The 12,714-nt window shown below is 63.1% G+C and carries 12 protein-coding genes; 7 read left to right on the top strand and 5 right to left on the bottom strand.

All coding sequences use genetic code 11. The features are described from left to right. Positions 1 to 955: 955 nt before the first annotated feature. From OIN59_RS18430 to kefC, 3 genes are all read right to left on the bottom strand, one after another. Entirely contained in the window at positions 956 to 1,738 is a 783-nt protein-coding gene (locus OIN59_RS18430) for a hypothetical protein (protein ID WP_274112525.1), read from the bottom strand. Between the two features lie 97 nt (positions 1,739 to 1,835). Further along, positions 1,836 to 3,260, bottom strand: coding sequence for a Fic family protein (locus tag OIN59_RS18425; RefSeq protein WP_274112524.1), 1,425 nt, complete (start codon positions 3,258 to 3,260; stop codon positions 1,836 to 1,838). A 210-nt stretch (positions 3,261 to 3,470) separates the two neighbouring features. Then, positions 3,471 to 5,378, bottom strand: a complete 1,908-nt coding sequence (gene kefC, locus OIN59_RS18420) for a glutathione-regulated potassium-efflux system protein KefC (RefSeq protein WP_274112522.1) — start codon at positions 5,376 to 5,378, stop codon at positions 3,471 to 3,473. A 256-nt stretch (positions 5,379 to 5,634) separates the two neighbouring features. Between kefC and OIN59_RS18415 the strand changes: the two genes are divergently transcribed. The 4 genes from OIN59_RS18415 to OIN59_RS18400 all read left to right on the top strand — a co-directional run bounded on the left by OIN59_RS18415 (position 5,635) and on the right by OIN59_RS18400 (position 8,553). After that, on the top strand, positions 5,635 to 6,273 hold the full coding sequence (locus OIN59_RS18415) for a LysE family translocator (protein WP_274112520.1): 639 nt from the start codon (positions 5,635 to 5,637) through the stop codon (positions 6,271 to 6,273). Between the two features lie 127 nt (positions 6,274 to 6,400). Further along, positions 6,401 to 7,018, top strand: a complete 618-nt coding sequence (locus OIN59_RS18410; protein ID WP_274112519.1) for a ParA family protein — start codon at positions 6,401 to 6,403, stop codon at positions 7,016 to 7,018. A gap of 96 nt (positions 7,019 to 7,114) precedes the next feature. Then, positions 7,115 to 7,579, top strand: coding sequence for a MaoC family dehydratase (locus tag OIN59_RS18405; RefSeq protein ID WP_274112517.1), 465 nt, complete (start codon positions 7,115 to 7,117; stop codon positions 7,577 to 7,579). Positions 7,580 to 7,611: 32 nt separating this feature from the next. After that, complete coding sequence (locus OIN59_RS18400) at positions 7,612 to 8,553, top strand: LysR family transcriptional regulator (RefSeq protein WP_274112515.1); 942 nt, start codon at positions 7,612 to 7,614, stop codon at positions 8,551 to 8,553. Here the strand turns inward: OIN59_RS18400 and OIN59_RS18395 are convergent. Both OIN59_RS18395 and OIN59_RS18390 read right to left on the bottom strand, forming a co-directional pair. Then, a complete protein-coding gene (locus OIN59_RS18395; RefSeq protein ID WP_274112513.1) occupies positions 8,546 to 9,073 on the bottom strand; it encodes a tRNA (cytidine(34)-2'-O)-methyltransferase in 528 nt (175 codons plus the stop codon). The genes OIN59_RS18400 and OIN59_RS18395 overlap by 8 nt on opposite strands. A 93-nt stretch (positions 9,074 to 9,166) precedes the next feature. Continuing rightward, positions 9,167 to 9,889: a ComF family protein gene (locus tag OIN59_RS18390; protein ID WP_274112511.1), complete on the bottom strand. Its 723-nt coding sequence runs from the start codon at positions 9,887 to 9,889 to the stop codon at positions 9,167 to 9,169. 35 nt (positions 9,890 to 9,924) lie between these two features. On the opposite strand from OIN59_RS18390, the gene OIN59_RS18385 reads away from it, so the two are divergent. From OIN59_RS18385 to coxB, 3 genes are all read left to right on the top strand, one after another. Further along, positions 9,925 to 10,827, top strand: a complete 903-nt coding sequence (locus OIN59_RS18385; RefSeq protein WP_274112509.1) for a malonyl-ACP O-methyltransferase BioC — start codon at positions 9,925 to 9,927, stop codon at positions 10,825 to 10,827. A gap of 152 nt (positions 10,828 to 10,979) precedes the next feature. Then, entirely contained in the window at positions 10,980 to 11,456 is a 477-nt protein-coding gene (locus OIN59_RS18380) for a DUF2244 domain-containing protein (protein WP_274112542.1), read from the top strand. A 59-nt stretch (positions 11,457 to 11,515) separates the two neighbouring features. Beyond that, a complete protein-coding gene (gene coxB / locus OIN59_RS18375) occupies positions 11,516 to 12,685 on the top strand; it encodes a cytochrome c oxidase subunit II (protein WP_274112508.1) in 1,170 nt (389 codons plus the stop codon). The last annotated feature ends 29 nt before the right edge of the window (positions 12,686 to 12,714 follow it).

Below are 12,714 nucleotides of genomic sequence, written 5' to 3'. Positions count from 1 at the left end.
AAAAAAAGGAGGACCTACCGAAGCATCCAACCTATAGTTATCCACAGCTGGCTTCTAATGGAACCAGCTCCAGCCCCTGGTCAATGTTCGACTGGCACTGCTGCTCACGTTTGCACTGGCACTAACAGCGTGCATCGAGAACGCAAGGGCGTCTGCTGGCTCAATCATATTTTGGGTTCCAGTGTTATGGCAAAAGTGTCCCGACCCAGAAGGGTGCCGAATACGTGCATCTTACGATTTGCTGCAGGAGAAATCACAGGCGGAAAATACCTTGCTCATGCAAAGCTCGGGGCGTTCACAATGCCCCGTTGGCCGACGCTACTAGGCAGCTCGGAACAGATTACTGCCTTCAGATCGAAGGGGATTGCTGCGAGATCTGTTGAGAGTTGAAATGGGCGGAAGCTGCAATGCGCCGATCGCTGCAGATGAGCGAACGCCAATATTAGATTCAGCCACGCAGGTTTAAATTTCAGCCAAGTCCCCTCGGCGAATCGCACTTCGCATGAGCTGGCTCATCATGTGTACCTTGGAGCTACAGTTCCCGAGGACTAGCTTCAGGTGGTGCTACTTCAAAAAGCGGCGAGGGGCAGCTTTAAAGACGTGCGACCTTGAGTAGGCCGCACGTAGTGGAGAAATCTGGCCGCAATTCTCCTAAGTGGCCGATTCCATTGGATTATTCAAGGTCACACGTTGCAGAGTCCGTGCACCCTCAGAACGTGCGACCTTGTGTCGCACCGAAGGCTGCGTGAAATGACTAGTTTGCGCGGCTAATGAGAGCGAATTTTCTAAGGATAACAGGGCCATCTGAACCCAGAACCACTTCCCTGCATCCCGGGCCCGCTTCTGCCCGTAAACCACCCATTTCGGGCATTTTCGCTCAACGGACTGCCCATTCCGCGCCAAAGCCACCGGCGACGCTTAGCCCCAGTAAATTGCCCGCAAAGCCGCGCCAGCATTAGCGAGGGCCAAATTTATTCCCCCCCCCCGACCGTGCCAATTCGATCACCTCCCCACTGTTCACTGCGGGTTTGTCACCCGTTAAGCCGGCAACGGCATCCTTTTTCAGAGTAGCCAAAAGTGCACTCATGTCGTCGATGCCGAGCATGGATTTCAATGAATTCAGGACAACTGCGTGCCCTGCCTCACCCGTCAGTTGTTCTCCTAGCCACTCACTTTCTCCCATAGCCTTGGCGAACTCCCGATACATCCGATCAATGTGCCGCTGACGCAACTCAGGATTGCCGCCGCCCGGGGCTCTGTCAGCAACATGGGCGCTGTTCCCGATATCTCGTAGCGCTTTTTCAAATGGATCGAGCTTGGTTTCCAAGTCTGCGGGAACCCACACGGCGTATCGTCGGCGGATAGCAAATAGTGCAGTTGCACAGTTTCCGGCGCTCTTTGCTGGCCCGTCTGCGTACAGAACCGCAACGCACTTATCAAGCTCAGAAGCGTAAGCCTCGCAGAACTCAACTTGCTTGTTCCAAATGGTTTGAGCCATGTGGGACTGTGCACCGAACACAAATTTCTGCTTGTACTGCTCCAGTTGCTTTGCTCTATCTGCTGCTGCGTCATCGCGGACTAGCTGGAACAGCGCCCCGACCAAGCCGCCGACGATGGGCAGTTGAGCCCAAGCCGTAGCGTCTGCTCCGAGGCGTTCAAAGATAAAAAAGGCCAAAAAACCTAGGAGTGAAATTGCAAAGTAGAGGCCTACTTTGGCGCTGAATTTTTGTGCTTTCAAGTGCTTCTCCTAAAGTAGCCCAATGGAAGGCCAGATTTCGATTTCTCAGCTGCAATGCATCGTGCTCAGTGGCGGGTGGCGTTTGTCGAAATTCGGCTCAGGCATTCTTATCCGTCGCGCCATCCCGATCACGTCGCTCCCACTCCCCAAACTCCAACGGCCGGATCCCAAACCGCACCGCATTCCCCGCGTGCAGCGCGCCAAATTCCGCCAGCGCCAACTGCACAAAATGCGCGTGGTCGGCCACCGCCACGGAAGCAGGCATCCTGCTTTTCACCGCCTCCTCAGTAGGCGCGTCCCCCTGGCGCACGATGGCCGCAATCACCTCGGCCAGCGCCTGCCGGTGACGCAGCCGAAAAATGTCCGGCGGCACCAGGTTCTGCTTCACCGCCACGTACTGCTGGCACGACCGCTCGTAGGCCCACACGAACACATCGCGCAGCAGGTCCACGCGGTTCAGCTCGTACACGCCCAGCATGCCGTCCACATACGCTTGCTGCGGCACGTCGATGAACGACAGTGGGCACAGGTTGTGGCGGATGAACGGGATGTTGGCGGCCAGGCGCGAGACGCGTTTGTTCACGTCCTCGAACGGCTGCAGGTAGGGCAGGTGCACCATCAAGAAGAAGGCTTGCTCGAACGGATCGGTGATTTCGGCGGCCATTTGCGTGACGATGCCGAAGAGTTCTTCGAGCCGCTGGGGCAGGGCGATGGGCAGGTAGACGCTGCCGCCGATCTCCACTGCGCGGCGGCGGATGCGGCCCACGGCGGTGGGGTCGGCCATCAGGCCGTCGGACAGGAAGGCGTGCAGCGCTATCAACGTGTCGGTGTGCACGCGGGCGTTTTCGGGGTTGAGCACCAGATATTCGATGGCCTGCTTGTGGTTCAGGATCATCTGGGTTTCCAGCGCGTTTTTGCCTTCGGCGGCCTGGCCGAACTCGATCAGGCGTTCGGTGTCAAGGCGGCTGTAGGTGTTGCCTTCGAGGTGGGATGAGGCCCAGGACAGGTCGATCAGAAGGCGGTTGAGGATGTCTTTGGCAAAGGTGCCTGCAGGGGTTTGATCTGCCGGTGAGCGGCCCAGGGAGTGCAGTTGCTCGCGCAGGTCGTGTGGCAGGTAGGCCGTGTTGTTGGGGTGGTACTGCGACAAAAAGTCCAGTTGGTAGCCCACCGGTTTGCGCAGGTGGCGGGGCTGGGAGATGGCGGCACGGATTTCTGCGCCTTCTGCTGAGGTGGGGACGTAGTCAGCGGTGGCGGGCGCGGCAGTTGCCAATGCTGCTGGCGGCGTGGCTTCGGCAGGCGATTGCTGCGGGTGGCTTGGGTGGTAGCGGGTGGCCCGGCCCTCGCCGCGCACCGTGATGCGCCCTTGCTCTGCCAGCCGTGCCAGGCGGCGCTGCAGGGTGCGGCGCTGGCCGGTGCCCCCCAACTGTTGCAGGAGGGCGTCGCTGCCGACCCCTGTGGGGCCTGCGTTGTGAATCAACACTGCGAGCTGGTCCAGCTCCTGGGCAAGGGTAGGGCGGGGCATGACAGGGCTCCTGGCATCGCAAACTCAAATTGCGACAGTATTTTGTCGTGAAAGCAGTTTACGCGACAAAATTCTGTCGCGAAAGCGGTTTTCGCGTCATGGCGTGGCGCTTCGCGTTGCCAAGCCCCCCTGTTTCCGCGTCACCCGTTCGGGACGGATTTTTGATGGATGCTATGAAAAGTGTAGCAAATTGTGCTTGATGGATAGGCGCTACAGGCTTTTTTTATCCAAATCTCCGGCCGGTGCGGCCCTATCCCCGTCTTCGGCACCCTCCCCCCCGCCATACCCTGGGTACTCCTCCCTCGGCACATTCAACGCCGCACTCTCCTGCCGCTCCTTGGCCATCTGCTCCGCAAACTGGTTGCGGCCCTCGCGCGCCACGGCGATGAACTTGGCTCGGTCCTTGTGGTGCGGGTACATGCGGTCGGCCAGGGCGATGTTGTGGGTGCGAAAGCGCCGGGTGATGGCCGTGGCCTCGGCGGGCGCCAGGCCCATCAGCTCCAGCACGGTGTGGGCGCTTTGTAGGCTGGACTCGAACAGTTCGCGCTGCACCAGCGTCACACCCAGGTCGCGCAGCTTGTTCCAGTGCGTGACGTCGCGCGCGCGGGCCACCACCTGCAGCTGGGGGAAGTGTTCGCGGGCGAGCTTGGCGAGCTTGAGCGACTGCTCGGCGTCGTCCACGGCGATGACCAGGATGCGGGCGTGTTCGGCGCCCGCGATGCGCAACAGGTCGAGCCGCGTGGCATCGCCGTAGAACACGCGGTAGCCAAAGGTGCGCGCCACTTCCAGCATGTCCACGCTGTGGTCCAGCACGGTGGTGGGGATGCCCTGGGCCAGCAGCACGCGCGAGACGATCTGCCCGTAGCGGCCGAAGCCCGCGATGATGATGGGCGCCTCTTGGGGCTCGGAGATTTCTTCGGCCTGGGGTTCGGACTTGAGCTTTGCATAGCGGCGCAGCAGCACGCGGTCCAGCAGCACCAGCAGCAGCGGGCTGATCAGCATCGACAGCGCCACAGCGCCGATGAGCAGCGAGGCCGTCTCGGCCGGGAACACGCTGGCACCCGCTGCGGCCTGGAACACCACAAAAGCAAACTCGCCGCCCTGGGCCAGCAGCAGGGTGAACACCGGCCGCTCCTGGTAGGGGATTCCGACCACCTTGGCCAGCGTGTAAATGACCATGGCCTTGGCGGCCAGAAAGCCGACCAGGATGGCGGCCATGAGGCCCGGCGAGCGCAGGATCACGCCGAAGTCGATGCTCATGCCCACGGCGATGAAGAACAGCCCGAGCAGCAGGCCCTTGAACGGCTCAATGTCAGCCTCCAGCTCGCGCCGGTATTCGCTGTCGGCTAGCAGCACGCCGGCGAGAAAGGCGCCCAGCGCCATCGACAGGCCCACCAGCACCATCAGGTAGGCAATGCCCACCACCAGCAGCAGCGCGGCGGCGGTGAATATCTCCGGTGTGTTGCTCTTGGCGATCCAGCGCAGCACGGGGCGCAGCAGCAGGCGCCCGCCGAGGATGATGGCGGCGATCACGCCGACGATCTTGAGCACCTCCAGCACGATCTCGCTCGGCGTGTGGCCTGCGCCTTCGCCAGCGGCCGCGCCTAGCACGGGCAGCAGGGCCAGGATGGGGATGGCCGCCACGTCCTGGAACAGCAGGATGGAGAAGCCCGCTTGCCCACTTTGTGTGCGCATGAGGTTGCGCTCGGCCAGCGACTGCAGCGCAATGGCCGTGGACGACAGCGCCAGGCCCAGCGCGCCCACCAGGCTCACGCGCCATGGCAGGCCCGCCAGCGCGCCCAGCGCAAACAGCACGGCCGCGCAGCCCAGTACCTGGGCGGTGCCGGTGCCAAAGATGGGGCGACGCAGTGCCCACAGGCGGCTGGGTTGCAGCTCCAGCCCGACGAGGAACAGCATCAGCACCACGCCAAATTCGGCAAAGTGCAGGATGTCTTGCACGTTGCTCACCAGCCCCAGGCCCCAGGGCCCGATGGCGATGCCCGCTGCCAGGTAGCCAATGATGGCGCCGAGGCCCAGCGCCTTGGCAATGGGCACGGCCAGCACGGCGGCGGTGAGGTACAGAAAACCGTAGGTGAGCCAGGTGGGGGCGTGTTCCATGGAGGCGCGGCGATAGCGATGGCGTTGGGAGGGGCGTCGGAGGGATGCGGACGGGCGGGCGTGGGCGTGTCTGGATTCTGGCATTGCCGTAGCGATAAGGGAGGGGTCGCTTGGCATGTCATTGAAATGCTTCTGTTTTGATAGCTGCTAGCGCTTTATTTTTAAGCGCTGGCGGCCATTTTTATTCAGATCATGGCAGCGACACGGGGGCGTTGTTAAGATGCTCGCCCTTCTTCGCACACAGGCACGGTGACCCATGGATTTGCAGACTTGGCTGGCTTTTTTTGCGGCGTCGTGCCTGATTGCGGTGTCGCCGGGCTCCGGGGCCGTGTTGTCGATGAGCCATGGGCTGTCGTTCGGCGTGCGCAAGACGGGCGCCACCATCCTGGGCCTGCAACTGGGCCTGTTGCTGATTTTGCTGATCGCCGGTGCGGGCGTGGGCTCGCTGCTGCTGGCGTCCGAGGTGGCTTTCAGCGTGGTGAAGGTGCTGGGCGCTTGCTATCTGATCTATGTGGGTTTTGCGCAGTGGCGTGCCGGCGACAAATCCCCCGTGCAGGGCGATGACACGGAGTCGGCCGGCACCTGGCAAAAGCGCTGCCTCACGGGCTTTTTGACCAACGCCACCAACCCCAAAGGCATCATCTTCATGGTGGCCGTGTTGCCCCAGTTCATGACCGACACGCGCCCGCTGTGGACACAGCTGTTGGTGATGGCCGCCACCACGGTGACGGTGGACGTGGTGGTGATGCACGGCTACGCTGCGGGGGCCAGTGCCCTGCGCCGCCTGATGCGCAGCGCGCGGGCAGTGCGGGCGCAAAACCGCGTGTTTGGCGGTTTGCTGATGGCGGTGGGGGCCGGGCTGTTCTTCGTCAAGCGCGGCGGCCAGCACGCCTGAAGCGGTTGTGGCACCGCCGAGGGGTTAGGGTGCTTCCAATTTGATAGCTTCTAGCGCATATAAATATTGCGCTTGAGGCTGATTTGGCTTGTATTTTCATGGACCTGCAGATTCCAAGGAGCTTGTCATGCCAGTAGTCGTTGTCGCCAACCCGAAGGGCGGCGTGGGCAAGTCCACGCTGTCCACCAACATCGCGGGCTACTTTGCCAGCCAGGGGCATCCCGTGATCCTGGGCGACACCGACCGGCAGGAGTCCGCCAAGCTGTGGCTGGGCCTGCGCCCGCCCGCTGCGCGCCCCATTGGCGGCTGGGACACCAGCTCGGACGTGATCAGCCGCCCGCCCAAGGGCACCACGCACGCGGTGCTGGACACCCCCGCCGGCCTGCACGGCTGGCGCCTGAACGACGTACTCAAGCTGGCCGACAAGGTTATCGTGCCGCTGCAGCCCAGCGTGTTCGACATCTTTGCCACGCGGGCCTTTCTGGACCAGCTGGCCGAGCGCCGCCACGCTGCCGGGGTGCCTGTGGGCATCGTCGGTATGCGCGTGGACGCGCGCACCAAGGCGGCCGAACAGTTGCACCACTTTGTGGACAGCCTGGGGTTCCCGGTGCTGGGTTATCTGCGCGACACGCAGAACTACATCCACCTGGCGGCGCACGGCCTCACGCTGTTTGATGTGGCGCCCGGCCGCGTGGCGCGCGACCTGGAGCAGTGGCAAGGGATCTGTACGTGGCTCAATTCTTGAAGGACAGCGTGAAGCAGAACCGAAAACAAGGCCTCCGGGAAAACACCTGTCACCCGGCAGACAAGGCGCGCCTGGGTGCAGGGCTACATTGCAGCGATGAAAATCTTCCGCTCATATTCCGAAGTCAGCGCCTGCGTGGGTCAGGAGGTCGTGGTGACCGACTGGATCACCATCACGCAGGAACAGGTCAACCTGTTTGCCCAGGCCACGGGCGACCACCAGTGGATCCATGTGGACCCCGAGCGGGCCAAGGCCGGGCCGTTTGGCGCGCCCATTGCGCATGGGTTTCTCACGCTGTCGCTGATTCCGCAATTCTTCGAGACGGGCCTGACCATCGAGGGTGCGCGCATGGGCGTGAACTACGGGCTGAACAAGGTGCGCTTCACGGCGCCGGTGCCTGTGGGCAGCCGCTTGCGCGCGCGCCTCACCCTACAGGCTGCCGAGCCGGTAGCGCCCGACGGCATGCAGATGACCTGGCTGGTGACGGTGGAGCGCGAGGGCAGCGACAAGCCCGTGTGCGTGGCCGAATCGTTGGCGCGCAACTTCGGCGCCCCGGCCTGAGCCTGGTCGCCATCGGGCAGGAGGTCTGAACCATGGACCGCCTGCAAGCCATGAAAATTTTCGAGCGCGTGGTGGAGGAGGGCGGCTTTGCCGCTGCCGCCCGCGCCATGGACATGTCGCCCCCCGTGGTCACCCGCATGGTGGCCGAGCTGGAGCAGCACCTGGGCACGCGCCTGCTGCAACGCACGACCCGCAAGCTGGCGCTGACGGATGCGGGTGAGTCGTACCTGCAGCGCGTACGCGCCATCCTGCACGAGATCGACGACGCCGAGGCTGCCGCCGCCGCCAGCACGCGTGACCTGCGCGGCATCATCCGTATCGTGGCCGCGCCGGTGCTGGCCACCAACTTTCTGGCCCCCATGGTGGCGCTGTGGCATGCCCACTACCCCAAGCTGATACTGGACATCAGCATGGACGCCTATGCGTCCAGCCGCGTGGATGAGTTCGATGTGACCATCATGGTGGCGGGCGAGGACTTTGACGCCAACATCGTCGCGCGCCCGCTGGTACAGGGCGAGGCGATTGTGGTGGCGTCACCCGACTACCTGGAGCGCCGGGGTATTCCGCGTGAGCCGCAGGACCTGGTGCACCACGACTACCTGCGCGACTCCAGCGCGCCCGTGCGTGCGCAGGCGGGGGCGGGCCGCAAGCTGCGCCTACAGTCGCTGCGGGCGGAGGTGCCTGACGAAGAGGTGGACGCGCCAGCGGTGTTGCAGTCCGTCAGCACCGAGCTGTTGATGCGTGCCGCCGTGGATGGGGCGGGTGTGGCTGTCACTTCGCGCCTGCTGGCCGAGGAGCACCTGGCCCGTGGTGAGCTGGTCCACATTCTGCCGAGCTGGATCTTTTCGCGTTACACCATCTATGCGGCGTTGCCTTCACGCCGCATGCTGCCCGCACGCACACGGGTGTTTCTGGACTTCCTGACCGAACACGTGCCCCGCGCTGTGGCGCAAAAGTCCGGCCAGCTCAGCTGAGCTGTGCGAAGCCGCTGATGATCGTGCCTTCGGGCTCGACCATCACCTGCCCGTCAGGCATTGCAAAGCTGTTCTGGCGCCAAGCCTCGAACACGGTCACCGCCACGGCGTTGGACAGATTGAGGCTGCGCTGACCCGGCACCATGGGCAGGCGCAGGCGCTGGGCGGGCGGAAAGCTCTCGCGCAGCTCGGGCGGGAGCCCCCGCGTTTCAGCGCCAAACACGAACCAGTCGCCGGACAGGAAGCAGGTGGAATGCACGGGCTGTGAGGCGTGGGTGGTCATCGCAAACATGCGGGTCGGGTCCGGCTGGGTATCCCGCAGAAAGGCTGTCCAGCCCGCATGGACCTGCACTCGGGCGTACTCGTGGTAGTCCAGCCCCGCACGCCGCATCTGGCGGTCTTCCATTGAGAACCCCAGGGGCTCGATCAGGTGCAGCGTGCACCCCGTGTTGGCCGCCAGGCGAATCACATTGCCGGTGTTGGGCGGGATCTCGGGTTCGACGAGGACGATATGGAACATGCCCGCATTGTCATCGTTGGGCCGGTGAATTGAGCAACCGCTCGTAATCAAAAGTATCCCTTTGGTACCTGTTTGATATCTGTTTGGTGCTTTTCAGTCGCGCCCCGTGCGCGCCAGCACGGCGGCCGTGACATGCGCCACACCTGCCTCGCGCAACGCCAGGGTGGCTGCGTGCAGCGTGGCGCCCGTGGTCATCACATCGTCGATCAGCACCACCTGCTGGCCGCGCAGGGCGGCGGCGCGGGCGGGTTCGATGGCGAAGGCACCGCGCAGGTTGCGCAGCCGCTGGGCCCTTGGCAGGCTGCTTTGCGCCTCGGTGGCGTGCAGGCGCAGCAGGGTCAGGTGGTCGGCCTTGGCGCCGGCCAGTTGCCTGGCCAGCAGGGCCGACTGGTTGAAGCCCCGCTCGCGCAAGCGCTCGGTGGACAGAGGCACCGCCAGCACGGTGTCGGCTGCCTCTACCGCGGGCTCCATCCAGGGCGTGCTGCGCATCAGTGTGGCCAATGCCCTGGCCCATCCTGGGTCTCCGCGAAACTTGAACTGTGCCAGCGCGTCGGCCCAGGGGTAGGCATAGTCCACCGCTGCAATGCAGGCATCGAAGCTGGGTGGGTGCTGCAGGCAGGTGCCGCAGACAGCGACCCCCGGGGGCACCCGCAGGGCGCAGCGCTGGCAACGCGTGGCGGGCTGTGCGAATCGCGCCACGCAGGCGTTGCAGATGCGCTGCGATGGCCAGGCGTGGCACACGGCGCACTGGCTGGGCACTTTGTCCGCCCAGGCGTGGAGATGGCGCGAAATCCCTGACAAACCCGAAAAATGCATGAATCAATATACTCGCGCGTCTTTCTGCCCTGCCCATGTCCTCCGAGCGCCCCCCCACCATTGATCCTGTTGCCGCAGCCCGCTGGCATGCTGCGGCCCCCGCCGCGTCCCCCTGGCTGCATGAAGAAGTGGCGCGCCGCATGGAGGACCGACTGCAGTGGATCCGGCAGGCCCCGGCGTCCTGGTGCCATTGGGACCCGGTGCGTGGCGGCTTGCAGGCACATGCGCTTGTGAGTGCCCGCTACCCACAGGCGCGGTGCCAGGTGTACGAGACCAGCGTCCATGGTGAACCCGTCGTGCGGCAGGCGCTGGCCAAACCGTGGTGGAGTCCCGCTCGCTGGGGCGCAGGAGCTCTGCAGGTAGGCCCGCCGGCTGATGCCAGCGTGCAGATGTTGTGGTCCAACATGGCGCTGCACATGGCGGCCGACCCGCAAGTCCTGATCGGCCAATGGCATCGCGCCCTGGCGGTGGACGGCTACCTGATGTTCTCGTGTCTCGGACCGGACACGCTGCGCGAGCTGCATGGCGTGTATGCCGCCATGGGCTGGCCACCTGCAGGCCATGCCTTCACCGACATGCATGACTGGGGCGACATGCTGGTGCATGCAGGTTTTGCAGAGCCGGTGATGGACATGGAACGCATCACACTCACGTTTGCCACACCCGAGCGGCTGGTTCAAGAGCTGCGCGAGCTAGGTGTCAATTTGCACCCTGATCGCTTTCCCTCATTGCGCGGACGGCGCTGGCGCGAGAAGCTCTATCAAGTGCTTTCTGAGCGTCTTGCCGATCCGGGTCAAGGCGGTCAGTTGGCTCTGACTTTTGAAATCATTTATGGCCATGCCTTCAAGCCTGCACCCCGGGTGCGCGTCAGTTCCAGCAGCGCGGTGTCGCTGCAGGACATGCGCGCCATGTTGCGCAAGAGCGGCACAGAGAACTAACCTGTAACGGCGTGTCAATGACTTGGAACAAGGCACGCTACAATTCTTGGCTATTGAGATTTCGGGCATCTTCCCGCGCAATCTGGCAGGCTGTGTCTGTTGTGCCCAAGGCGCAACGTGTGCTGCAGTCGGCAGTCTTGTGAGCACTCATGGTGACGGGCTTGGTTTTTCGTTTTGCCACGGTGTCGGGACAGCGCATTGACTGGCGTCTGGTTCGCAATTGTTCGGTCACGCCGACGCAATTGGGCTGGATGTATTTGTCGCTGTGTGTGGTGTCACTGGGAATCGCGACGTTCTTCTGGAAGCTCGGCGCCCATCTGGTGATGCCCTTCGCGTGGCTCGAAATCGTGGCAGTAGGGATTGCATTCGCCATGTACGGTCGCCATGCGGCGGATGGCGAGAGGATTTCATTGCAGGGCTCACGCCTTGTGGTGGAGCTGGAGACAGCAGGCAGGCTGGAGCGCGCGGAGTTTGACCGGAGCCGGGTTCGCGTAGAGCCCAAGACGGGAGACCATTCGCTGATCACGCTGTCTGCGCAGGGCCGTTCGGTAGAGGTGGGGCGCTACATGCGCCCCGAGCTTCGACCGGCCCTGGCATCGGAGATCCGCATGGCCTTGCGCGCCGCCTGACCCCACGCAGGCGCGCGAAAGGGATTGGTTAAATTGAGGCTTAGAAGTAAGTGAGAACTATGAAGAGCATTTCCAACAAGCTGGCTTCTCTGCTGCTGATTGCCGGTGCATGGGTGGGCTCCGCAGCCCATGCCGTTCAGGACCTGCCTGGCGGCCCTGCAGTCAACCAGCTGAACCTGGCGCCGCCCGTCACCAAGATCGCAGAAGAGCAACATTTTCTGCACTGGATGATGATGGTCATCTGCACGGTGATCTTTGTTGCAGTGTTCTCCGTGATGTTCTACTCGATCTGGAAGCATCGCCGCTCCAAGGGCGCGAAGGCTGCCAACTTCCACGAGTCGGTGACGGTGGAAGTGGTCTGGACGATTATTCCGTTCATCATCGTGATCGTGATGGCTTTGCCCGCGACCAAGGTGCTGGTGGCCCAGAAGGACACCACCAACGCCGACCTCACCATCAAGACCACGGGTTACCAGTGGAAGTGGGGCTATGACTACATCACTGGCGAAGGCGAAGGCCTGGCGTTCATCTCCACGCTGGACAGCAGCCACCGCGTGATGTCCGACAGCGGCAACGTCAAGGACGCACCCGCCAACTACCTGCTCAAGGTGGACAACCCCATGGTGGTGCCGGTCAACAAGAAGATCCGCATCATCACCACGGCCAACGACGTGATCCACGCCTTCATGGTGCCTGCCTTCGGTATCAAGCAGGATGCGATCCCCGGCTTTGTGCGTGACACCTGGTTCCGTGCCGAGAAAATTGGCGATTACTACGGCCAGTGTGCCGAGCTGTGCGGCAAGGAACACGCCTACATGCCCATCCACGTGAAGGTGGTGTCCGCCGAGGACTACACCGCCTGGGTGGCCGAACAAAAGAAGAAAGCCGCTGCCAAACTGGACGACCCCACCAAGGTGTGGGCGCTGGGCGACATCATGAAGCGTGGCGAGAAGGTCTACGCGGCCAACTGCGCGGCCTGCCACCAGGCCAACGGCAAGGGCGCTGGCCCCATCAAGCCCCTGGACGGTGCTGCAGTGGTGCTGGATGCTGACCACGCCAAGCAGATTCAGGTGCTGCTCAAGGGCCAGAACAACGGCGCCATGCCTGCATGGGCACAGCTGAGCGACACCGACATCGCCGCCGTGGTCACCTATACCAAGAACAACTGGTCCAACAAGACCGGCCAGCTGGTTCAGCCAGCTGAAATTGTGGCCCAGCGTGGCAAGTAATCATCGCCCCATCGTATTGAGGAATTCAC

It is taken from the genome of Acidovorax benzenivorans (genome assembly GCF_028680575.1).
Lineage (GTDB): Bacteria > Pseudomonadota > Gammaproteobacteria > Burkholderiales > Burkholderiaceae_C > Acidovorax > Acidovorax benzenivorans.
This window is presented reverse-complemented; position numbering and strand designations above follow the sequence as displayed.